A 20658-nucleotide genomic window follows, 5' to 3' on the forward strand; every position below is an offset into this window, starting at 1 on the left:
CGGCGACGGCGTGCTGACGCTGAGCGGGGCCAACAGCTATACCGGCGAGACGATTGTGTCGGCCGGCACGCTGCTCGTGGATGATGCGCTGGCATCGGATGTCACGGTCGAGGATGGCGCCATCCTGGGCGGTTCCGGCGATATCGCCGCCACCGTCACAGTGAATCTCGGCGGGACGCTGGCGGCGGGCAATAGTCCCGGCATTCTGGCCACGGGCGATCTGACGCTGGTTGCGGGCGCGGCGCTGGAGATCGAGATCGAAGGCAATGTCGCCGGTCTCGGCGGTTACGACCAGATCGACGTCACCGGCACCGTCGATCTGGGCGGCGCGACGCTGGAGCTTGAGTTGCTGGGCGGTTTCACGCCGGTTCTGGCGGAGAGCTACACCCTCATCGCCAATGACGATGATGATGCCGTAATCGGCACGTTCGACGGCCTTGCCGAGGGCGATGTGGTGACGCTGGACGATCGCTTTCTCTCCGTCAGCTATGTTGGCGGCGATGGCAACGATGTGGTGCTCACCGTGGTGCAGGACCCGTCGCTGGCGTCCGATCCGGAGCCGGAGCCCGAGCCGGTGACAATCTCCCCGAACCCCAGCGGCTCCAACACCATTACGCTGAACCAGCTGGTGCCCAGCTATCTGTTGGCGCAGTACGCCACCGAGGGCGTGGATACGGTGAATTCCAACTTCCCGGTGTTCCTGCCCGACGGCGTCGAGAATCTGACGCTGGGCGGCAGTGGCAACCTGACCGGCGTCGGCAACAGCCTGGACAATGTCATCATCGGCAATCAGGGCGATAACACCCTCACCGGCGGCGATGGCTACGACATGATCGATCTGTCGTCCGGCGGCGATAACCGGGCCGATGGCAATCGCGGGGGCGACACGATCCTGGGCGGTGCGGGCGACGATGAAATCCGCGGCGGCAAGGGCCATGACAGCATCGAGGGCGGGGCCGGCGACGACGTGCTCTATAGCGGCTTCGGCGACGACACGCTGAGCGGCGGCGAGGGGGCGGACCTGTTCGTGCTGCGCGGCTTCGACGGCAATTTCGCCGACGCGATCCTGACCGCCACGGTGACCGACTTCGAGCAGGGAACCGACCTGCTGGCGGTGGAGAATGCCAGCCTGGCGGAGCTGGAGGCGGCGATCGCCAGCCAGACCGCCACCGAGGCCGGCGTCATCATCCAGGTCGCCGGGGCCAGCCTCACCTTCCTCGGCGTCGCCGCCCTTACGGCCGCCGATATCGACCAGGCGTTTTACGGGTAACAGGGGTAGCCCTGGCGGCGCGCGCCGCCAGGGCTAAACTCCGCCTCAATCGGCCGGGCGGTCCAGCACCCTGCGGATGATCTGCGCCATCTCGCCGATGCGGAACGGCTTCGGCAGGAAATCGACATCCGCATCCAGCCGGCCGTGATGGATGATGGCGTTGCGGGTATAGCCGGACATGAAGACCACGCGCAGATGGGGGTAGTGCGCCTGCGCGCGCTCCGCCAGCTTGCGGCCGTTCACGCCGCCGGGCAGCGTCACGTCGGTCAGCAGCAGGTCGATGCGATGCGTCGCCAGGCACTGCATCGCATCGTCGGCGTCGCCCGCGGTGAACAGCCGGTAGCCCAGGCGTTCGACCAGCTCGGCGACATGGTTCTGGACCAGCGGGTCGTCCTCCACCACCAGGATGGTTTCGGTGCCGCGCGCGATGCCGGGGTCGTCGTCGGCGGCGGGCGGGGCGACAGCCGCCTGCTCGGCGCGCGGCAGGTACAGCTTGATCGTCGTGCCCTGGCCGGGCTCGGAATAGATCTTGATGTGGCCGCCGGTCTGCTTGATGAAGCCTTGCACCATGCTGAGGCCGAGGCCGGTGCCCTTGCCTTCCGGCTTGGTGGTGAAGAAGGGATCGAAGGCGCGTTCCTTGGTCTCCAGATCCATGCCATGGCCGGTATCGGAAACCGCCAGAAGCAGGTAGGGGCCCGGCGTCACCTCGCCATGACGCTCGGCATAATCGGCGTCGATATAATGGTTCATCGTCTCCAGCGTCAGCCGTCCGCCCTCCGGCATCGCGTCGCGGGCGTTGATCGCCAGGTTCAGGATCGCGGTTTCGAGCTGGCTGGCGTCGATCTCCGCCCGCCAGGCGTCCTGCGCCGGCACGACCTCGATGCCGATGGATTCCGGCAGCACGCGGCGGATGATCATGTGCAGGTCGGTCAGCAGCGCGTTCACGTCGGTCGGCGTCGGGGCCAGCGCCTGGCGACGGCCGATGGCCAGCAGGCTGGCCGTCAGCTCGCCGGCGCGCTCGGCCGCGCGCAGCACCAGCTCCGCCGTCTTGGCGATCCTTGGTTGTGCCGCGGCGTCTTCCAGAATGAAGTCGATATTGCCGATGATGACGGTGAGCAGATTGTTGAAATCATGCGCGATGCCGCCGGCAAGCTGGCCGACCATCTCCATCTTCTGCGCCTGGCGGAGCTGGTCCTGGGTCTTCTTGTGCTCGCTCACATCCAGCATGTAGATCACCGCCCCCTTGGAGAAGGGGTAGATGCTTAACGAGAACCACTGGTCGAGTTCGTGGAAATAGACGTCCCGCAACATTGCCTCTTTGGCCTGCTTGGTCTCCATGATCAGCGAGTCGTAGCCGTTGCTCTGCAGGTACGGCACCGCGTCGTACAGTTTGCAGGGCAGCTTGAAATCCGCCTTGAATCGCCGCACCGCGCGATTGGCGAGCGTAAGGTTGCAATCCGGGTCGACGATCAGCAGCGGGTCGCTGATGGCGGCGAAGGCGGCATCGATGATTTCGCGGGCCGTCTGTTCCTCCCGGTCGCGGCGCAGCCGGTTGCGGTCCAGCAGGAAGGCGGAGGCGAGGACGGCCAGCCATATCAGCCCCTGCACCAAGGCGCCGCTCAGCAGCTGCGCGCGCCACAAGGACAGCGCCTGCTTTTCCGTGACCGCGGTGAAGACGATCATCTCCTTGTCCGGCACCTGCTTCCAGGACACCAGCCGCCGCTGCCCGTCGGGCAAGGGGGCGGTCATCTGGTGGCCTTGGGGCTTGTCGGCGGCGATGTCGATGGCGTCGGCCACCGTTTGGGCGGGCATCTGGTTGGTCTGGAACGCGGCCAGCAGCCTCCCGTCCAGCTTGGCGATGCCGACCACGCCATGTTCGCTCAGCCGGGCATGTTCGAAGGTGGCCTTGAACAAGCTGAGCGGCACGCTCGCGGAGATGACGCCCAGCAGCGCGCCATCCTTGGTGCGCAGCGACCGGCTGAGCGGTATGCCCCAAACCCCTCGCGCCGATTGCAGCCTTATCTGGATCGGGTTGCCGATATAAAGCCCGTCCTCCGTCCGGTTCAGATGAAAGTGGTAATATTCCCGGTCGTTGAGCTGGAGAATTTCGGGCGTCGCCGTCCGGGAGGTGGCGAGCAGGGTGCCATCCTTGTCGAGCGCGGCGTATTGCAGCGGCTCGATGGCATGCGCCTGCACGTCCTGCAGCGCCCGATGCAGAGCCAGGGTATCCGTGGCGTTGTTCTGCAGCGCGTCCTGAATGGCCTGCTGGGCGATTTGCAGGCTGCGGTCGACCGTGCCCAGGAAAAGCTCGACATTCGCCGCCAACGGTGCGGAGACGCTGTGCGCGACCGCGTAGGTGTCCTGGATGGCGACTTCCCGCTTTTCCAACTCCATGATTCCGAAGGTGAGGCCGGTGATCGCCACGAACAGCAGGGCGGCATACGTCAGTATGTATCTTTGGTGAAAGCCTCGCCGCGCCGATGGCACGGGCCGGAAGGCCGCTTCGGGAACGCCGGACAGGATGGGGATCATTGCCGTCGCGGTCGTGCCGCTAATCAAAAGGGAGGAGCCGAGATTAAATGTACTTTGCAATCATTAGAATTAATTTTCAGTTAATGTAAAAATTAATTTAAAGCGATGGGAGAATATATAATTTCCTTGGATTTTGACGCGAGTCTCGCAGGCCCGTTTCCGGGCAGGCCGTCAGGAGCGGGAGACGCCCCGGCGCTTGCGGGTCTGGTCGATATAGGTGAGGCTGGCGACGGTGCACAGCGCGCCCAGCGTCAGGCCGACGACCCAGAGCAGGATGCCGAAGCTGGGTCCATCGCGCAGCCAGGCCAGCAGAAGGGAGAGGCCGAGCAGGGCAGCGCCGCCGGCCCGCAATCCCAGCACGGCCCGCCGGGCCGGCCGGAACGGGCGGCCCAGCCGCTCCCAGTTGCGCGGCTGGCTTAGCGCCAACAGCCCGAAGCCGGCATAGGCGGCGACGAGCAGGCCGGCCAGCAGCAGCGCGTCACGCATGTTGCCGGCCTTCCCTGGTGCTGCCCCTGGTGCTGCCTTGGGCGCGCCCCGGCATAGCCCTGGACGTGGTCGCTGGGCGGCGTTGCAGCTTGCGCGCGGTCAGCGCGGCGATGGCGGCCAGCGCCAGCAGCGCCAGATCCATGCCGGCCACCGCCCATTGCCCCTTGGACAGGCTGCGCGCCAGGTGATCGCCGGTGATCAGTGCGTTCAGGACCGGCGCGCACAGCGCGGCGGCGGCGATGGCCCAGCTCTGCTCCGCCCAGGCCTGCCCGCGCCGTATCCAGCCATGCGCGAAGCCGGCGGCCCACAGCAGGTAGAACGCCCACGCCTCGTAGCTCTGCCGCTCCGCCATCCCCGGCGGCAGCAGCTTGTTGGCGATGAAGAAGCTCAGCGTTGCCAGGATGATGCCGGTGGTGGCCCCGATGGTCAGCCCCTCGACCACGCCCAACCCCTTCAGCCCTTGCTTTTCATGCCGCTTGCGGCGCGATTCCAGCCAGAACAGGAAGCCCGTGGCGATCAGCACGCAGCCGCTGAGGCCGAGCGCGAAATAGATCCAGCGCAGCGTCCAGTGCCGGAACTGGATGAAATGCAGCCCGGACAGGAAGCGTTGCGCCGTCATTATCGGCTGCTGCGTCTGGCGCGACAGCACGGCCCCGGTGGCGGCGTCGAGATAGAGGGTGTCGGTATTCATCGTCACCCGGTCCTCGTAGGACCGGCGGAACTCGACCACGGCGTTGGCGTCGCCCGTATGCCACAGGCGGAGATACAGCGGCGTGCCGCCGCCCCACAGCCGCACCGCCTCGGCCGACAGCGCGTCGAGCGACATCGGGTCGCCCGGCTGGTTCGCCTTGGGCCGGCTATAGCTGCCGAACGCTTCCTTGAAATAGCCGGCGCGGTCCGGGAAGGTGCCTTGCCAGGCATTGGGAAAATAGACCAGCACGAAGATGATCAGCCCCGACAGGGTGATCATGAAATGGAACGGCAGGCCCAGCACGCCGGTCACATTGTGTAGGTCCAGCGCCACGCGCGGGGCCTTCTTGTCGGTGCGCAGGGTGAAGAAATCCGCGAAAATCTTCACATGCACGATGACGCCGGAGACCAGCAGCGCCAGCATCGCCATGGCGGCCAGCCCGACCAGCCAGTAGCCGATGCTCCAGAGTTTGATGTTCAGGCTGAAATGGAACGGGAAGATGAAACCGGTGCCGCCCAGCGTGCCGCGCTCCGGCAGCAGGGTCGCGGTGGCGGGATCGACATTGCGGCTGACGAATTCGCCATCCTTGCGGAAGCCGATGCCGAGCACCGGCTGGCGCTCCGTCGGCAGGCTGATGAACAGGCTTGGCGCGTCGCCGGCCAGCGCTTGTGCGACCTCCCGTATCCGGTCCAGAGAGGCTGGTTCGGCGACCGGCGCAAGCCGCGTTTCCGGCATCATCCAGCGGTCGATCTCGCGGTCGAACACGCTCAGCGTGCCCATCCAGAAGATGGCGAACAGCACCGCGCCCACGACCACGCCGGCCCAGGTGTGCAGCCAGTTCATCGACGCCCGGAAACCCGCCCCCATCTCAGCCTCCCGCCTGCAGGTAGAGCAGCCCCTGGGCCAACAGGGGGCCACCCAGGAAGACGAGGCACAGCAGGCGCATGCGCCTTTCCGCGAAGCCCCAGATCAGCAGCCCGAGATAGACCAGGAAGCCCAGCATCGCCGCCAGCACGACCGCCTCGCTGCCGGGCAGGCCGATGCCCGCCATGCCGGCGGCGCCCAGGGAGACCAGGGCGGCCGTCAGGTAATAGCCGCCAACAATGACCGCAAGCAGGCGCAGAACCAGCAATGCGGCCGGCTGCCAGCGCGGCGGGGAGGAGGCGATATCGGCCATCGATCAGCCGCTCAGTTCGGTTTGGCGGCCGGGGGGGCGGGGGGCGACGGCATGCCCTCATCCGTCACGAAGGACAGGCTGGTGACATACATCGACTGGTCGTGCGTCTCGCCCTTGCGCTCGCCGGGAGTCTTGTCGGTGTGCGCCACCTCGGCGACATAGGCGCCCTTCCAGGGCAGGGTGGCGGTGAAGGCGCCATTCTCGTCGGTGCGGTGCTCCTGGCTCCAGCCGGACAGGGCGACCAGGGCGACTTTCGCCTTCGGCAGCGGCTGGCCCCGGAACGTCACCTTGAACGCCACGGCACCCTCCGCGGTCTTGCCGGCCGGCGCGATGTCCAGCGCCAGGCTGGGCGTGCGCTCCGCGAAATCGCTGACATAGCGGGCGGCGGGCACCCACACGGTGCGGATCGTCTTGTCGCCGTCCTTGCGCTCGAAAGCCGGATAACCGACTTCGGCGGCGACGATGCTCTCGCCCTTGCCGGCGGATGCGCCCAGCGCGAAGAATGCCCCGGTCTTTTGCGCGCTCAGCGACCGCTCGCCGCCCTTCGCGTCGACCAGCGCTGCGTCCATCTGGCTGAATTTGTCCAGCAGGCCGGGCGAGATTTCGCGCAGATTGTCGCCGAATTCGCCGAAATAGAGCCGCGCGCCGTCCGCTTCCTGCTCGATCCAGACCTGATGGGCGGACGCGCCGCCGGCGGACAGCAGCAGCGCCAGCGCCGCGGCGGCTGGACGGAGGCTGAAGAGGTTTCGCATGGAATCGGTTCCTTGGTTGTGACGGCGACGATGCGACGCAAAAACGCGTCCTATCTCTAGGACGTTTCAGCGAGGCTTTTTCCCACACCTCAATAATAATTGCGAGTAGTTCTCACTATCGTTATCGTCGGTCAAGGCCCAATTGGCCGCTTCGCCGTCGCCTGGATCCGGTATGCAGAACGTCATTCTCTTGCAGGCTTACCGTGCGCATGAACGGGAGCTGGTGCGTTTTCTCGCGCGCCGGCTGCGCTGCGTGGCGACGGCGCGCGACCTGGCGCACGATCTCTATGTAAAGCTGCACGACCAGCCGCCACCGGACGCTTTGCGGCATGAGAAGGCCTATCTGTTCCGGATGGCGGCCAATCTGGCGACCGATCATCTGCGCAGCGTCTCGCGCCGCGCTGAATTGCTGGCCGAGGCGCAGACGATGCTGTGGGCCGGTCTTGAGCAGCCAACGCCGGAGCGCGCGCTGGCCGCCCGGCGCGAGGTGGAGGCGATGCGCCGAATCGTCGCCGGGCTGCCGCCGCTCAGCCGCCGCATCTTCGAGCTGAACCGGTTCGAGGGCAAATCCCAGCGCGAGATCGCCGGCCTGCTGGGCGTCTCGCAGACCACCGTGGAGAACCATATGCGCAAGGTGCTGGCGATTCTGACGGCGGCCCGCGCCGGTCGCAGCCCTTAATTTTCCGCCGCCCGTACGGTGAAGCGCCCGGCCAGACGTCATAGCTAGGAAGGGCCGCGACGCCGCCAGCCAGGAACGTGCCGAACATGAGCCTCCAGCCTACCGATCCCAGCCCGGACAGCGCCGCCGAAACGGCGCATGGCTGGGTCGTGCGCCTTGCTTCCGGCGAGATGACGCATGCCGATATGGCGGCGCTGCGCGACTGGCTCGACCGCGACGCCGCCCACCGCCTCGCTTTCGAGGAGGCGCGGGCGACCTGGCGGATGGCCGCCGGCCTGCGGCAGGATTTCGCGACGGCGACGCAGCCGGCCCCCGCCCAGCGCTTTATCCGCTGGGCCGCCGGCATGGCCGCCGCCGCCCTGGTGGCGCTGGCCCTGTTCAGCGATCCGCTGACCGCCTTGCGCGCCGATGCCAGCACGGCGGTGGGCGAACAGCGGCGGCTGGTCCTGGATGACGGCTCGACCGTGCATCTGAACACCGACAGCGCGATTGCCGTGCGCTTTGCCGCGACCGAACGGCGCATCGAGCTGCTGCGCGGCGAGGCCTATTTCGAGGTCGCGCCCAACCCCGACCGGCCCTTTATCGTGGCGGCGCTGGACGGCACGGCGCGCGCCGTCGGCACCGCCTTCTCGGTGCGGGAGAGCGGGGACCGGGTCTCGGTCGCGGTCAGCGAGGGCAAGGTCAGCGTCACCGCCCCGGCGCAGGGGGCGGACAGCGTGCTGCTGGGACCGGGCGAGCAGGCGCGCTACGGCGCCGGCCAGGTGGCGCGCGTGGCCGGGGGCGTCGCGCCGGACAGCGTCGCCGCCTGGCGCGGCGGCCGGATCGTGTTCGACGGCCTGCCGTTTACGGCGGCGGTGGCGGAGCTGGACCGCTATCTGCCGGGCGCCATCGTGATCGCCGGCGCGCTGCCGGCGGCGCGGCCGGTCAGCGGCGTGTTCGCCACCGACGCGCTGGACGGGGCCGTCGACGCCCTGGCGCAAACCCAGGGTTTGCGGGTGCTGCGCGTCACCCGCTACCTCACCATCCTGCGCTGAGAAATTTCTGCTTGGGTAAGCGGCCCGCTCACCCGTCATAGCCATAACAAGTGCGAATGACAGGCACTTGCACTAGGGGCTATGTCGAAGAAAAAAGGGGCAAACGACATGCGGAAGGATAAGGCGCGCGAATCGGGCGCGCGGGATGGCTGGCGCAATTTCCTGCTGATGGGCACCGCGCTGGCGGCGCTGGCCCAGGGCGCGCCGGCACTGGCCCAGGGCCAGCCGGCGCAGGTCGCCCAGGCGCAGGCGGTGCGCAGCTTCCAGATTGCCGCGCAGCCGCTGCCGGCGGCGCTGCGGCTATTCGCCGACCAGGCCGGGCTGCAATTCGCCTATAGCACGGCCGACCTGCAGGCCTTGGCCGGCAACCCGGTCGCCGGCAGCTACCGCACCGAGGACGCGCTGCGCCTGCTGCTGGCGGGCCGGGGCGTTTCCTGGCGGTTCACCGATGCCCGCACCGTGGTGCTGGAGCGCGTCGCCGCCAATGGTGCCCTGACGCTCGATCCGGTCACCGTGGAAGGCCAGCGGCAGGTCGAAACCGGCAAGGGCGCGTTCGACGGCTATGTCGCGACGCGCAGCACGGCCGGCACCAAGACCGACACGCCGCTGATCGAAACGCCGCAATCCATCTCCGTCGTCGGCGCGGACCAGATCGAGCGGCTGAAGCCGCAGACCGTGGGCGAGGCGCTGCGCTACACGCCGGGCATCCTGAAGTCGCAGGGCTTCAACCGCACCGACGACAGCTTCTATGCGCGCGGCTTCCAGGTGAACCACGAGGCGCTGTTCATGGATGGCTTGCGCGGCCAGCCGAACATCTTCTCGACCAGCGCCGAACCCTATGCGCTGGAACGCATCGAGGTGCTGCGCGGCCCGGCCTCGGTGCTGTATGGCCAGGGCAGCCCGGGCGGCGTGATCAACATGGTCAGCAAGCGCCCGACCGAGGACTCGCTGCACGAACTGCAGCTCCAGGGCGGCAATTTCGGGCGCAAGCAGATCGCCACCGACCATGGCGGCAAGCTGGACGAGGAGGGCAAATTCACCTACCGGCTGACCGCGCTGGCCCGCGACAGCGACACGATGGTGGATTACATCCCGGACGATAAAATCTTCATCGCCCCGTCGCTGACCTGGAAGCCGAGCGACGATACCTCGCTGACGCTGCTGACCAGCTACACCAAGACCGAGACGGCCTATTATTACGGCTTCCCGGCGGAAGGCACGGTGCTGCCAAACCCGAACGGCCCGATTGCCCGCGAACGCTTCCTGGGCGAGCCGGACTACAATAAATGGGACCGCACGGTCTATTCCGCCGGTTATGAGTTCGAGCATCGATTCAACGACAGCCTGCAGTTCAAACAGAATTTGCGTTACTCCGATTTCACCAACGAATACAACGATGTCGGATTCGGAACCTGGCAGCCGGGACAGCGCCTGCTGAACCGCAGCGCCTATGAGCGGGTCGATGAATCCAGCATGTTCGCGGTCGATAACCAGCTCCAGTGGGAAGCGAATACCGGCCCGCTGAGCCATACCTTCCTGGGCGGGCTGGACTATACGCGGGGCACGTTCGACCGGGTGCAGTATAGCGGCACGATGGCCCCGCTGGATGTGTACGCCCCCGTTTATGGCTCGCCCGTGACGCGCTCGGCCAGCCCCGTCACCAGCATCGAGCAGAGCTACGACCAGGTCGGCATTTACCTGCAGGACCAGATCAAATTCGACGAGAAATGGGTGCTGCTGCTGGGCGGCCGGCAGGATTGGGTGGAGGATGAAAGCCTCAACCGGCTGAACGGCGCGAACACCGCCACCAGCCAGGACGCCTTCACCGGCCGTGTCGGGCTGGTCTATCTGTCGGAAACCGGTCTGGCCCCCTATGTCAGCTATTCGGAATCCTTCCAGCCGCAGGCCGGGGTGCAGGCCAATGGCTCGGCCTTCGTGCCGACCACCGGCCAGCAATATGAGGTCGGCGTGAAATACCAGCCGCCGGGCCGCGATTCCTCGGTGACCTTCGCGGTGTACGAGCTGACCCGGCAGAATGTGGTGACCGGCGATCCCGCCAATCCCGGCTTCAGCGTACAGACCGGCGAGATCCAGTCGCGCGGTTTCGAGGTGGAGGCGAAGCTGAACCTGGCCAAGGGGCTGAACGTGCTGGCCAGCTATGCCTATACCGACGCCGAGGTGACCGAGACCAACGGCGCCGACCTCGGCAACCGGCCGACCAACACGCCGCAGCACATGGCTTCGCTGTGGGGCGAATATGCCGTGCAGGAGCCGCTGCTGCGCGGCCTGACGCTGGGGGCCGGCCTGCGCTTCGTCGGCGATACGGTGAATCTGGCGGATACCTATACCGCGCCCAGCTACACCGTGTATGACGCCATGGTCGGCTACGAGCTGGGGCAATGGCAGTTCGCCCTGAATGTCATGAACCTGACCGATGAGAAATATATCGCCGCCTGCACCTATGGCTGTTTCTACGGCGATGCCCGCACGGTGCTGGGCACGGTCACCTATCGCTGGTGACCGTCTGGTCGGCGGCGGTCGCCGCGCTGGCCACCATGTCCTGCTGCCACTCGATCAGGGTCGGCACGCAGGACCGGCCCAGGCTGCGCAGCCGGTCGCACAATAGTTCGGCCTGGTCGCGGTCGGCGAGCGGGCCGAGGCGGAGCGGATAGAGCGAGGTGCGGTCGCTCAGCAGCCGCTCTTCCTCGCGCCGCGACAGGATTGGCGTCAGCCCGCCCACCAAGGGGCCGGCTTCCTCGATCAGCGCGTCCCAGCCCAGGATCAGCGCCAGGCGGGAGCGGTATTGCCCCAGCCGCACGGCGATCACCATGCGCGCCGGCGTCGCGGGCTCCGGCGTCGCGGCTTCGCGGAACGCACTGCCCAGCGGCAGCATCAGCGGGCCCAGCCCGGCGGCGCGCTCCAGCGGCGGATAGGTCGGCTGCTGACCGGCGGGCAGGGCGATCAGGTCGACGCCGTGATAGGTCGTCTCCCGCAGATCGGTGGCGAAGGGCCGGGCCGGGCCGGGGGTCAGGCGCGCCGCGGCCAGCATCTCGGGCGCCAGCGCCACGCGGTAGCGGCCCTGGCGCAGATTGGCGATGCTGTAGCTGCCATCGCCCAGCGTGGTCGTGCTGGCGACGATGGAATCGTCTTCCGCCGAACGCACCACCACCTGCACGCCGGGCAGTGCCGTGCCGGCCCCGTTGGCGCGGACCGACCAGACCTGGCCCTCCACCTCCCAGCTCCGCACTACCGGCAGCTCCAGGCTGCGGCTGCCGCCGGGCAGGACGCTGAGCGAATAGCCCTCGATGCCCGGCATCAGGCTGGTGGCCGGCAGGCTGGAGGGGATGATGCGCACGTCACTGGCCTCGAAAGGCTGCACGTTGCGCAACACCGCCACGCCATCCGATCGGGTCAGCGCGCTGCGCCGCGCCTGCGGGGCCTGCACCTCGACGCCCTCCAGCCGCTCCTCCGTCTCGTCGAACACGCCATTGCCGTTGGAATCCAGGAACACCAGCACCGCGACCGAGCCGTCATTGGCCGCCGGCCGGCTCTGCGTGCGGATGCGCCCGGTCAGCGGCTCTGCCCCCATCGAGACGCGCAGGTCGAGGAACGCGCCGATCAGCCCGGTGCTGTCATAGGCGATGCGCGGGCTGAGGATCATTGTGTCCATGTCGTAATTGACGCGGGCCTGCGCCACCGTCCGCTCGGTATCGAACTGGTGCCGCAGGTCGAAGTCGGAAGTCAGCTTCGGGTCCATCAGCCAGGTGGTGTTGAGCTGCAATTCGTTCAGCTCGACCTCCGGCGCCACGTCATAGCCCAGCCGCACCCGGTTGCGCAGCCGGCCGACCGGGAAGCTGGCCTGATGGAAGATCCGGATATCGGTCTCCTCCCGGCCGATGGCCCGGTCGGTCGTGCGCGAGGTGGCGCGCACCCAGGCCACATCGTTGTTCAGCGAGACCCGGCCGATCTGCGTGCCCAGCCGGCTGGAGACCGACAGCGATTCCTCGAATGTCGCGTCGCTCAGCCGCTCGGCTTGCAGCGTGTAGCGCAGATAGGGCAGGTCCAGCAGGCTGCCGGGCAGCAGGCCGGAGACCGAGGCCTCGGTGCGCTCCCGGTTGCCGACTTCCTGGCCCTCGATATAGCGCAGCGTTTCCGGCTGCACCTGATGGCTGAGGCGCAGCGCGGTGGTGTCGATGCGGGTCTGCACCAGCGCCCGGCCCACCGTGCGGCCCACCGTGTCACGGCCGATCAGCCCTTCCGCAAGCAGCCGGCCGTCGCGAATCTGCGCGCCGACCAGCGCGTCGCTGATGCGCTCGCCATAGGATTCCGTGGTGCTGACGCCGGACAGGAAGGCGAACCAGTCGCTGACCGCCAGGCGGGTGCCGAGGCTGGATTGGAAGCCGCCCTCGTCCGGCCCGCTATCGATGCGCGAGGCGGCGAACTGATAGGTCAGCGGCACGTCGCCCAAGCCGCCGCCATTGGCGACGGTGCGCAGGATTTCCTCGCGCTGGCCCTGCGGCCCATACAGCACCAGGCGGAATTCATTGTCGCCGGCATACATCTCGACATTCTCGAAATTATACTGGCCGTCCGCCCCGACGCGCTGATAGCCGACCAGCTGCTCGTCGCGATACAGCTCCACCTCGTAGCCGGGCAGGGCGTCGCCGCTGATATTGGTGATGTCGGTGCGGATCTGCGCGCCGATCGGCAGGTTGCTGAGATACAGCCCCTGGCCGCTGGCGCTGGGGGCCAGCAGGCTGGTCGACAGGCCGGACGTGTCGCCGAAACGCGCCTGGGTGACTAGGCCCAGCCCGTCCAGCCCATCGGCGTCGTAATAGGATAGGTTGGCCCGCAGCGAGGAGAGCGGCTCCTGCTCCGAGCCGGAGAGATAGGCGGTGAAGCTGCCGCCCAGCAGGTCGGAGGCGACCGTCGCCGCATACAGGCCGCCGCTATCCAGCCCTTGGGAGTCGCTGTGGGTCAGCCGGCCCGAGGCGAACAGGTCGACCACCGGCGGCCCGACCAGCGGGGCCCCGTTCGGGGCCGGCGGCAGCTCCGCCTTCGGCACGTTGAAAGAGCGGTTCTGCGCGAAGCGCTGCTCGCGGCGCTGGCGCGCCTGGGCCGGCAGCAGCTCCTCCGACTGGATGGCGACTTCCAGGTCGGCCATGTTCACGGCCGCCTCCAGACCGAACCAGGCGGGCAACACCCAGTCGCCGACCAGCAGCGCGCCGTCGCGGCGCACCACATCGTCCGGCCTTACCGGAATGCTGCGGCCGCGGCTGGTCAGGGTGGCGGCCTCCATATCCAGCGAGAAATCATTCTCCGGGCGGATGAACCAGCCTTCGGCGCGGCCGGCCGTCGCATCGACTAGAATGGGAAATTCGAACGCCTTCACCAGAACGTCGAGCGGCACGCGAAAGCCGGTGCCCTCGGTATAGACCAGCAGCGGATCGACCAGCCGGTCGCGGTCGAGGCGCACGGTGAGCAGCAGCGAGGTGCCGTCGGTCAGCCGGTTTTCCGGCGAACGGTTGCGGGACCGGCGCGTGGGGTCGCCCGTGGGGGCAGCCGTGGGAGCAGCCGTGGGTGGCGTGCCGCCGGAGCCGAGCGCCGGGGCGTCTCCAGGGAGAGTGGGAGCGCCATAGACCGGCGCCAGGCGGCTGTAGAAATCCTGCAGCAGCGCGTCCATCGGATCGGCCGGCTGGGCCTGCGCCGAACTCGTCAGCACCAGGCCGCAGCAGAACAGCCACCGCCGCCAGGCCGCGCGGAAGCGTTGGCGCAGCGGGGGCATCGGGGCGCTATTCCAGCCGGACGGTGGATTCGGCCAGCACATCCCTGGTGTCGGGATCCATATAGCGCACCAGGAGCATGCCCGGCCCGATGGTCACCCCGGCCGGCGGGGTCAGCGGGACGGCGCTGAGGCGGCGCGTCAGATTGGCGTAGATGGCCACGCCGTCCAGCCGCCCGACCTCGATGCCGTCCTGGCCGGGCTGGCCCCAATAGATCGCGACATCGCCGAAGATGCTGACCGAGCCCTGACGCCGCAATTCCAGGGTCAGGCGGTTGCTTTGCGCGTCGATGCCGACCGGGCGGATCGTGGCGCTGCCGTCGAGCGGGCCGTGGCGCAGGATCACCGGCACCGAGAAGCCGACCCGCACCTTCAGCTGCATCGCAGCGCCGGGCGTGCCGCCGCCGCCATCCGACTGGGTCGAGCCGGTCGGGCGGAAGGTCAGGTGCGACATATACTCGCCTTCCGGCAACCCCTCGGGCAGGCGCGGGATGATGCGCACCGTCTGGCGTCCGCCGGGTTCCAGCGTCACCCGCATCGGGGAGACCATGACCAGCCGGTTCACGCCGCCGGGCGCGCCGTCGCGCGCCTCGATCAGGCCGCCCTGCTCGTCCATCCGCAACTGGCGCCAGATCAATTCGTAGGATTGTGTGACGCTGCTGGTGTTCACCAGGCGGAAGGTGGCGTCGCGGCTCTTATCGTCCAGCACCACGCGCTTGGGCGTGATCAGCAATTCCGCCCGCGCGCCGCCGGGGACGCCGCCGATCAGCGCCGCGAGCGTAAGACCCAGGATAAGGCGGAGCAGGACGGGCATGATGGCGACTATTGCAAGGTTACGGTGATGTCGAGGGTGCCGGTGTAGGTGTTGTCCGTGTAGGGCACGGCGGTGCCGGAGGTGGACAGCGTCGCGCCAAGCGCGAAGGTCGCCATGCCGCCGGAATTGGTGGTGACCGTCAGCGGGTGGCTGAAGCCGGTGATGTTGAAATACTGGCTGGCCGGGGCGGTCGCGCCGAACAGCGGCTGGGCCGTGATGTCGATGCCGACGATGGAATTGCCGGGCAGGCCGCCGATCCGGTATTGCCCCTTGGTCCCCTGCGTCAGCGCGACGATGGTTCCATTGGTCGTGGTGCTGCCGTTCAGCGGCACGGTCAATGTGCTCGGCGTCGCGTTCGAGGTGACGACGAAGGTGCCGAAGGACAGCGCTTCGATTTGCTGCACCGTCTGCGCCTTCGCGACGGACGCCGCCGCCATGACGCCGGTGAGGGCGACGATGGCGGCGGTGCCGAAACGCATCAGTAGAAGGAGGCGATCAGGTCGAAATCGCCGGAATAGGTGCCGTCGATGAAGGTATCGGTGGCATCGGCGACGGTGATCGTAGCCCCCAGCGGGAAGGTGATGATGCCCGCCGCGCTGGTGATGAACTGACAGGGGGTGCCGCCGGCGATGGCCGTGTTACAGGCGCCGGCGGTCGTGGTCGTGCCGGTGAAGCCGCCGGCCGTCGGCGCGGCGACGGTGAAGGTATCGACCTCGAAGGTGCCGTTGCCCGGAGGGGCGGCGCCGTTGGTCAGGATCGTGGCGACGTTCGGGAATTCGACCTGCAAATTCACGAAGCTGGCGACGCCGGCATCGACCGTGAAGTTGCCGGGGGTCGGAGTGCCGGTCTGGACCAGGTTTTCCGTGCCGATCTGGGCCGCGGTGGCGAAGGTGCCGGCCGCCGACAGAACCGCGGACGGGGCATTCGTGCCGTCCTGGATGACGACCAGATTGCCGAAACTGAGGGGCGTGTTTTCAGTGATCGTCAGGCTGCTGGCGACCGTGGCCGTGGCCGTGAAGGTCTCGGTGGTCTGGGCTTGCGCCGCGCCGGCCGCGAAAGTGACGCCGATCAGCGCCAAACATAGCTTAAACAGGTACTTTGTGTGCATTTTACATCTCCCCACCGCCCCCGTAGAGCGGCTCCATTCTGGATTGCCTACTCTAGTATTAAAGCATTTTACGGTTCTTCGGAAAAGAACGATCGGCAAGTTTTTATAAAATCCAAGAAAAATTCTATCTTATGTATTTGTTGTGGGATATGGCGCGGCTGTCTACTATATCCGGTAGGCTTCCCCCAAGAAGAATCCGGAAAATGGCCGCGCGAACCCACCTGGCGCTCTCTATAATTGTAAGCTGCAGCCTGGTTGCGGGCGGCTGTGGCTGGTCGCCGTTTGCGGATAATGGCCGCCAGGCTGCGCCCCGGATGCCGGTCGACGCCCCCGCGATGCGCGCGCCAGTAAGCGGCCTGGGCGGCTCGTCTGGCGCGATTCCGAGCCGTCCGCCCGGTGGCGAAGCGGTCATTTCCAACGGTTCCCCACCGGCCGCTCCCCCACCGGCCGCTCCTTTGCCGGCCGTGCAAACCGCGCCGCCGGCCATTGCCCTGGCTGGCGCCCTGGCCGGCGGTGGCGCTGGATCCGGCGATCTGGCCGGACGGCTGGATCGGATCGAAGCGGATATCGCCGCGCTGCAGGCGCAGATGCGCAGCGCGGAGCCGGCGATCAGCCGCCTCATGCGGATCGATGGCGATATCCGGACGCTGCTCAGCCAGATGGAGCGTGTGGTCGCCGCCCGCGCCCAGGAGCCGGGCAAGGCCCCTCCCGTGACCGTGCCCACCCGTTCGGCCGCCCAGCCGGTGCCCGGCGCGCCCTCGGCCGTGGTGCCGCTGGGCGATGCCGCGCCGGTTCGCCCCTTGGCGGGCGATACGCCGCCAACGGCGGGGACGCCGCCGACGACAGGGGCGCTGCGGATTGGCGAGGCGTCCCCCGGCACGCTGCGACTGCCGCCGTCCGACACGCCCCGGATGGAAGCGCCGGCCAGTCCGTCGGCCGCGCCACTTTCGGCACCTGCTCCGGCGTCGCCACCTGCACCCCCGGCGCCACCCGCGCCCCCGGCACCCACAATGGCGGCCCCATCGGCGGCCCCGCTAATGGCGGCTCCCGCCCGGCCGCCGGCTCCGGCTGCCGGGCAGCAGGGCGCGTTGCATCTCGCTTCCTATAAGGATTTGTCGACGGCGTTGAATGGCTGGCGGGTGCTGTCGCGCCGCTACCCGGCGGAGCTGGAACGGCTGAAGCCGACCATCTCGCGCATCGATTTCGGCGATGGGCGGGGGCCGTTTCTGCGGCTCTACGCCGCCGGCTTGTCGCTGGACGAGGCCAGGCGGGTCTGCGACAGGCTGAAGCAGGCCGGGCAATATTGCATCGCCGCCCCCGACGATGGCGTGCCGATCGAGCGCGCCGCCGCCGCCGGCTCACGCCCGCCGGCGGGCTGACCGGCGGTTCTCATAAGCGGGGGGAAAGGGCGTCAGTGACGCCAGGTCTGCGGCGTCGTCGGCAGGTCGCCGGTCACGTCGACATGGGCGTATTTGCTGTTCGGCGGCAGCGTCTTCTCCGAGAAGCGGAGATTGAGCCGCCTGCCATCTTCGGTGATGAGCTGGAGGCCGGGCAGGCCGAACACGCCTTTCAGCACCGTGGGCGAAAGCTGAATCTCGCCGCAGCTCGTCACGCCGCCCTGACGGCGGTAATAGCCGTCGAATTCATAGGCGGTGGTGGCCGTTTCGCCGCTGGGGCATTGCAGTTTGCCGGTGCCCGAAATCTTGCCGAGATAGCGCATCCTGACTCTCCTTGAAGATGTTAAAGGCTTGCTTGATCCGCGCGCCGGGCGGCTTCGAACTCCGCGGCGTCGACCGGGTACATCTGGTAGCCGCCGCGCGGCTTCGCCGTCGGCCCCGTCTGCTGGGCCGGCACCTGCAGCAGCGTCGCGGTGCGGCGGAACGCCAGGAAGGAGAGGCCGTCGATATCCTCCTCCTCGATCACCAGAAGATAGGTGCCCGCCGGCTGCGGCGCATCAAGCGTGCTCAGGCTGAACGGCCGGCGGAAGGTGACCATCGTCTCGGTGCTGCGGGCGGCCATGGGGTGCCTCAGCTCTTTTTCTTCGGTGCGCCGGCGAAGGACTTTTTCAGGGCGCCGGGAACGGTCGATGCCTCTACCGCGGCCGGCGGCTTGGCCGCCTTCGGCTTGCGGATTTCGCGATTTCCACGTTTTTGCGCTTTGGCCATGATGCTCTCCTATGGACTCGGGTGCGGATAAAGCAGGATCAGTCCAGGATTTTCAGATTGTCGGCCGCTATTTTCCCGGTCTTCTGGTTGGTGACCATCTCGAAGCCGATCTTCTGGCCCTCGCGCAGATCGCCCAGACCGCAACGTTCGACTGCGCTGATATGGACGAAGGCATCGGCGCCGCCATCGTCCGGCGAAATAAAGCCGAAGCCCTTCTGCGCGTTGAACCACTTAACGGTGCCCGTCGTCATAAAACCATCCTGTAAAAATGAAAAAGCACGCCTGGAGGCAAGCTGGCCGACGATAGCGCAGCGTCAAATAAATTGCTGTTGGAGAGCCGCTATAATCTTTAGCGGCAATTCAAATTTATTTTTGCTGAATCGGTAGAAATTATATGGCGATTCGAAATTACTGATACAAGGCGCGAATTTTTACTCTGAAAAATAACTCGCTGGAGCAAGGCGGCGGCCAGCCCCGCCGTCGCGGGGCCGCCGCCATTCCGTGCTTCTATCGCGTCAGCGCGGCCACCGCCGCGCCGTCGCGGCGGCTGTCGGCGGCCCCCTCCAGCGCGCCGGTGGCCGGGTCTCTGGCGATGGCGTGCATGCCGCCGCACGACCAGGAGAAGGCCCCCAGCGGCTGAACGTCGTGGCCGCGCTGGCGCAGCGCCGCCGTCGTCTCGGGCGAAACCCGGCTTTCCAGATTGACCAGCCGGCCGTCGAACAGCCGCCCGCGCGGCGCGTCGATGGCGGCCTGCAATTCCAGCCCGTAATCCAGCAGATGCACCATCGCCTGGCTTTGCGTCTGCATGATGCCGTAGCTGCCGGGGGTGCCCAGCGCCAGCACGGCTTCGCCGTCGCGGGTGCCGATGCTGGGGGCCAGGCACATGGCATAGCGCCCGCCGGGCACCAGCGGGTTGCGCGAGGCCGGCTCCAGATCGCCCCAGTTCAGGAAATTATTCAGGCACACGCCAGTGCCCGGCACCACGACGCCGGACCCGAAGGGCGAGCCCAGGCTCTGCGTGATGCACACCGCATTGCCCTCGCCATCCATGGCCGAGAAGGAGGTGGTGTGCTCGTTCAGCCGTGGTCCGTCGGCCAGCGGGCCGGCGGCGTGCTGCTCGGTGCGGCCCCAGACCGGCGCGTCGCTATCGAGCAGCGCGCGCAAGGGGGCCAGCGTCTCCTCCGACAGCAGCGTCTGCAACTCGTCGGGCGAGGGCTTGTTGCTGCGGATGCGGATTTCGGCGGCCAGCCGGATGGCGCGGAACACCCGGTCCAGATGGTCGGCGCTCAAATGCTCGATGGCGCCGAAATCGGTCTCCGCCAGCAGCCGCAGGGTGAGGGGGAACTGGAAGGATTCGGCCGGCGGCGGCGGTACGTTCACGGTCAGGCCGCGATATTCGGCGGTGACCGGCTCCTCCCATTGCGGGTCGACCGCCTCCAGGTCGGCCAGGGTGATGCAGCCGCCGGTCGCGGCCAGGTGATCGACCATCGTTCGGCCCAGCGCGCCGCCATAGAGATGGCCGGGGCCATGCTGGGCGATGGCCTCCAGCGTGTCGGCTAGGTCCGGCTGGCGCAGCACCATGCCGCGCCGGGCCTCGAAGCCGAACGGGAAGATGCGCGCCCATTCCGCGCTCATCGGCCGGCCGCGCACGGCGGCCAGCATGTCGAGATAGAAGCCGGTGATGGGAAAGCCGGTGCGGGCCAGCGCGATGGCCGGCGCGAAGGCCTCGGCCAGGCTCTTGCGGCCATAGGTGGATTGCAGCTTGGCCCAGCCGGCCAGATTGCCCGGCACGCCGCTGGCCAGCGGGCCGTTCACGGTCTGCCCCTTGGCGATGCTGCCGACGGGGAATTTCTCCGGCACGCGGGTGATGAAATCCAGCGTGCGCACGCGCTTCTCGGCGGCGACCCAGCAGCTCGCCATGCCCAGCCCGGCGAAGCCCGACATGTAGGATTCGGTGACGTTTAGCGCGGCGGCGGTGGCCACGATGGCGTCGAAGGCATTGCCGCCCTGGTCCAACAGGCTGGCCCCGGCGCGCGCCGCCAGCGGGTGCGCGGCGCTGACCATGCCGCCCAAGGCGCGGACCGATGGCCGCTGGGTGTGTTCGCTCTTGCCGGTGGCGGCCATGAAATCCTCCCTTTTCTTGTTAGCGTCCTGACGGTACAGGCTTT

General features: G+C 67.6%; 19 protein-coding genes. 5 read left to right on the top strand and 14 right to left on the bottom strand.

The window, feature by feature from the left end; translation table 11 throughout:
- Positions 1 to 1270: autotransporter-associated beta strand repeat-containing protein (locus AUP43_RS10665; protein ID WP_198154878.1), on the top strand; the 1270-nt coding region annotated here is incomplete at its 5' end.
- A 45-nt stretch (positions 1271 to 1315) separates the two neighbouring features.
- Here AUP43_RS10665 and AUP43_RS10670 read toward each other — a convergent pair.
- From AUP43_RS10670 to AUP43_RS10690, 5 genes are all read right to left on the bottom strand, one after another.
- Positions 1316 to 3802: a hybrid sensor histidine kinase/response regulator gene (locus AUP43_RS10670; protein ID WP_067556437.1), complete on the bottom strand. Its 2487-nt coding sequence runs from the start codon at positions 3800 to 3802 to the stop codon at positions 1316 to 1318.
- Positions 3803 to 3973: 171 nt separating this feature from the next.
- The gene (locus AUP43_RS10675; RefSeq protein ID WP_067556440.1) at positions 3974 to 4288 is read right to left on the bottom strand and encodes a DUF3325 family protein; all 315 of its coding nucleotides are present in this window, start codon (positions 4286 to 4288) and stop codon (positions 3974 to 3976) included.
- Positions 4281 to 5846 (bottom strand): PepSY-associated TM helix domain-containing protein, encoded by a 1566-nt coding sequence (locus tag AUP43_RS10680; RefSeq protein WP_084462723.1) that lies wholly within the window; start codon positions 5844 to 5846, stop codon positions 4281 to 4283. The genes AUP43_RS10675 and AUP43_RS10680 overlap by 8 nt, the downstream gene beginning before the upstream one ends.
- A gap of 1 nt (position 5847) precedes the next feature.
- Positions 5848 to 6156 (bottom strand): hypothetical protein, encoded by a 309-nt coding sequence (locus tag AUP43_RS10685; RefSeq protein WP_067556443.1) that lies wholly within the window; start codon positions 6154 to 6156, stop codon positions 5848 to 5850.
- 11 nt (positions 6157 to 6167) lie between these two features.
- Positions 6168 to 6908 carry a DUF4198 domain-containing protein gene (locus AUP43_RS10690; protein WP_067556445.1) on the bottom strand — a complete coding sequence of 247 codons (741 nt, stop codon included), beginning with the start codon at positions 6906 to 6908 and terminating at the stop codon, positions 6168 to 6170.
- Between the two features lie 172 nt (positions 6909 to 7080).
- Between AUP43_RS10690 and AUP43_RS10695 the strand changes: the two genes are divergently transcribed.
- The 3 genes from AUP43_RS10695 to AUP43_RS10705 all read left to right on the top strand — a co-directional run bounded on the left by AUP43_RS10695 (position 7081) and on the right by AUP43_RS10705 (position 11141).
- Positions 7081 to 7587: an RNA polymerase sigma factor gene (locus AUP43_RS10695; RefSeq protein WP_067556448.1), complete on the top strand. Its 507-nt coding sequence runs from the start codon at positions 7081 to 7083 to the stop codon at positions 7585 to 7587.
- A gap of 86 nt (positions 7588 to 7673) precedes the next feature.
- Complete coding sequence (locus AUP43_RS10700; protein WP_067556450.1) at positions 7674 to 8621, top strand: FecR family protein; 948 nt, start codon at positions 7674 to 7676, stop codon at positions 8619 to 8621.
- A gap of 108 nt (positions 8622 to 8729) precedes the next feature.
- Entirely contained in the window at positions 8730 to 11141 is a 2412-nt protein-coding gene (locus tag AUP43_RS10705; protein ID WP_067556453.1) for a TonB-dependent siderophore receptor, read from the top strand.
- Here AUP43_RS10705 and AUP43_RS10710 read toward each other — a convergent pair.
- The 4 genes from AUP43_RS10710 to AUP43_RS10725 are packed head-to-tail and all read right to left on the bottom strand — an operon-like array spanning position 11125 to position 16325.
- Positions 11125 to 14406 carry a carboxypeptidase-like regulatory domain-containing protein gene (locus AUP43_RS10710; protein ID WP_067556456.1) on the bottom strand — a complete coding sequence of 1094 codons (3282 nt, stop codon included), beginning with the start codon at positions 14404 to 14406 and terminating at the stop codon, positions 11125 to 11127. The genes AUP43_RS10705 and AUP43_RS10710 overlap by 17 nt on opposite strands.
- 7 nt (positions 14407 to 14413) lie before the next feature.
- Positions 14414 to 15217, bottom strand: coding sequence for a fimbrial biogenesis chaperone (locus AUP43_RS10715; RefSeq protein ID WP_067556459.1), 804 nt, complete (start codon positions 15215 to 15217; stop codon positions 14414 to 14416).
- Positions 15218 to 15225: 8 nt separating this feature from the next.
- Entirely contained in the window at positions 15226 to 15696 is a 471-nt protein-coding gene (locus tag AUP43_RS19005) for a DUF4402 domain-containing protein (RefSeq protein ID WP_067556462.1), read from the bottom strand.
- Positions 15696 to 16325 (bottom strand): DUF4402 domain-containing protein, encoded by a 630-nt coding sequence (locus tag AUP43_RS10725; RefSeq protein ID WP_067556465.1) that lies wholly within the window; start codon positions 16323 to 16325, stop codon positions 15696 to 15698. The genes AUP43_RS19005 and AUP43_RS10725 overlap by 1 nt, the downstream gene beginning before the upstream one ends.
- Positions 16326 to 16780: 455 nt before the next feature.
- Between AUP43_RS10725 and AUP43_RS10730 the strand changes: the two genes are divergently transcribed.
- On the top strand, positions 16781 to 17704 hold the full coding sequence (locus tag AUP43_RS10730) for a hypothetical protein (protein ID WP_067556468.1): 924 nt from the start codon (positions 16781 to 16783) through the stop codon (positions 17702 to 17704).
- Positions 17705 to 17736: 32 nt separating this feature from the next.
- Here the strand turns inward: AUP43_RS10730 and AUP43_RS10735 are convergent, their stop codons facing one another.
- The 5 genes from AUP43_RS10735 to AUP43_RS10750 all read right to left on the bottom strand — a co-directional run bounded on the left by AUP43_RS10735 (position 17737) and on the right by AUP43_RS10750 (position 20614).
- Positions 17737 to 18045 carry a hypothetical protein gene (locus AUP43_RS10735; protein WP_067556471.1) on the bottom strand — a complete coding sequence of 103 codons (309 nt, stop codon included), beginning with the start codon at positions 18043 to 18045 and terminating at the stop codon, positions 17737 to 17739.
- 20 nt (positions 18046 to 18065) lie between these two features.
- Positions 18066 to 18344 (bottom strand): hypothetical protein, encoded by a 279-nt coding sequence (locus tag AUP43_RS10740; RefSeq protein WP_067556474.1) that lies wholly within the window; start codon positions 18342 to 18344, stop codon positions 18066 to 18068.
- A gap of 8 nt (positions 18345 to 18352) precedes the next feature.
- Positions 18353 to 18490, bottom strand: a complete 138-nt coding sequence (locus AUP43_RS19245; protein ID WP_198154879.1) for a hypothetical protein — start codon at positions 18488 to 18490, stop codon at positions 18353 to 18355.
- A gap of 38 nt (positions 18491 to 18528) precedes the next feature.
- Positions 18529 to 18741 carry a cold-shock protein gene (locus AUP43_RS10745; RefSeq protein WP_067556477.1) on the bottom strand — a complete coding sequence of 71 codons (213 nt, stop codon included), beginning with the start codon at positions 18739 to 18741 and terminating at the stop codon, positions 18529 to 18531.
- A 256-nt stretch (positions 18742 to 18997) separates the two neighbouring features.
- A complete protein-coding gene (locus AUP43_RS10750; protein WP_067556480.1) occupies positions 18998 to 20614 on the bottom strand; it encodes a gamma-glutamyltransferase family protein in 1617 nt (538 codons plus the stop codon).
- Positions 20615 to 20658 lie beyond the last annotated feature (44 nt).

The sequence above is a fragment of the Oceanibaculum pacificum genome (assembly GCF_001618175.1).
GTDB classification, from domain to species: Bacteria; Pseudomonadota; Alphaproteobacteria; order Oceanibaculales; family Oceanibaculaceae; genus Oceanibaculum; species Oceanibaculum pacificum.